The sequence below is a fragment of the Acetonema longum DSM 6540 genome, from assembly GCF_000219125.1.
GTDB lineage: Bacteria > Bacillota > Negativicutes > Sporomusales > Acetonemataceae > Acetonema > Acetonema longum.
The window spans coordinates 1-712 of the sequence record NZ_AFGF01000138.1 but is presented as its reverse complement, the minus strand read 5'-3'; the positions used below and the strand labels follow the sequence as shown (position 1 = coordinate 712).

Genomic DNA, 712 nt, shown 5'->3' with positions numbered 1-712 from the left:
CTGATGTTGGTAATGCCGGGCATGAACCCGTAATTATGAAACCCAATCTATGTATGACGTGGAAGGTTATCACTGATACATTTAAAATATATTCGATTTCAACAGCCAAAATCCTGCCTGTTTAAGAAGATATGCTCACAGACTGCAGACTGCAAAAAATCCTCGCTTACGGCGAGGATTTGAGACACTTTATGGTGGCGGCGCAGGGATTTGAACCCCGGACACATCGGGTATGAACCGATTGCTCTAGCCAACTGAGCTACGCCGCCTTATATCTGGAGCTGATGACCGGGATTGAACCGGTGACCTTATCCTTACCAAGGATACGCTCTACCGACTGAGCTACATCAGCAAATTAAATTTGGTTGCGGGAGCAGGATTTGAACCTGCGACCTTCGGGTTATGAGCCCGACGAGCTGCCAGCTGCTCCATCCCGCGATAAGATAATGTATGGTGGAGGGGGCTGGATTCGAACCAGCGAAGTCAAAGACGGCAGATTTACAGTCTGCTCCCTTTAGCCACTCGGGAACCCCTCCGGATTTAAATGGAGCTGGCGAAGAGAATTGAACTCCCAACCTGCTGATTACAAGTCAGCTGCTCTGCCAATTGAGCTACGCCAGCAATCTGGTGTAATTAAGATGCAAACATCTCTTGCAGTGACGAAATTTATTATATAATAACCGCACTATGATGTCAACACTTTTTTGTAAAG

At 46.9% G+C, this 712-nt stretch carries 5 tRNA genes; all 5 read right to left on the bottom strand.

What is annotated here, in order from left to right:
- Nucleotides 1-192: 192 nt before the first annotated feature.
- The 5 genes from ALO_RS14175 to ALO_RS14155 all read right to left on the bottom strand — a co-directional run bounded on the left by ALO_RS14175 (nucleotide 193) and on the right by ALO_RS14155 (nucleotide 621).
- Nucleotides 193-269 (bottom strand) — tRNA-Met (locus tag ALO_RS14175).
- A 7-nt stretch (nucleotides 270-276) separates the two neighbouring features.
- A tRNA-Thr gene (locus ALO_RS14170) sits at nucleotides 277-352 on the bottom strand.
- Nucleotides 353-362: 10 nt separating this feature from the next.
- Nucleotides 363-438: transfer RNA gene (locus ALO_RS14165), tRNA-Met, on the bottom strand.
- A 13-nt stretch (nucleotides 439-451) separates the two neighbouring features.
- Nucleotides 452-536 (bottom strand) — tRNA-Tyr (locus tag ALO_RS14160).
- A gap of 9 nt (nucleotides 537-545) precedes the next feature.
- Nucleotides 546-621, bottom strand: a tRNA-Thr gene (locus tag ALO_RS14155).
- Nucleotides 622-712: the final 91 nt, after the last annotated feature.